The sequence below is a fragment of the Streptomyces calidiresistens genome (assembly GCF_014141525.1).
In the GTDB taxonomy this organism is placed as follows: Bacteria; Actinomycetota; Actinomycetes; order Streptomycetales; family Streptomycetaceae; genus Streptomyces; species Streptomyces calidiresistens.
The window spans coordinates 1-592 of record NZ_VKHS01001474.1; the positions used below are offsets into that span (position 1 = coordinate 1).

At 68.2% G+C, this 592-nt stretch carries 1 pseudogene; it reads left to right on the forward strand.

The features are described from left to right. Positions 1-190: 190 nt before the first annotated feature. Positions 191-592: pseudogene (locus FOE67_RS27885) on the forward strand (hypothetical protein); the annotation flags it as partial.

Genomic DNA, 592 nt, shown 5'->3' on the forward strand with positions numbered 1-592 from the left:
CCCACCCTCCCCGGCGCGGTGTTCGCGGCGTCCACGGAAAATTGGTGCTCACTCTTTCGTGGTAAGCGGGGTGATTCCGGGGGTCGGGTGGGGTTATGGTCGCTTCCACAACCGTAAAAAAGCTTCGGCCCCCGTGCGGGATTGCCGTCCCGCCGAGGGCCTGACCGATCAGGAAGAGCATAGCTTCCCGATGGCTGAGACCTATTTTAGCCGCCCGGCGGGCGGCGTGTGCCATCTTCACGCCCGGCACACCGAGAACTACATCGTTCTGACGAACGAGTTGATCACCCGTGCGATCAGTTCGCAGGCCGCGGGGGTGGGCCTGTACATCCTCTCCGTTCCCGAGGGCACCCCGGTGACGATCGAGGCGTTGTGCGCGCGGTTCTCCGAGGGGCGCGTCCGGATGAGCCGGGCGCTGCGGGAGCTGGAGGAGATCGGCTTCCTGGAACGGCGGGTCGAGCAGGGCCCGGACGGGCGGCTGACCACCCGCACCATCATCCACCATCACCCCCGCGACCTGGACTCCCTGCCCCTCGGGACCGCCCCGTTCCGCCGCCCGGTCCCGGCCCCGAACGTGCCGGTCGAGTGGACC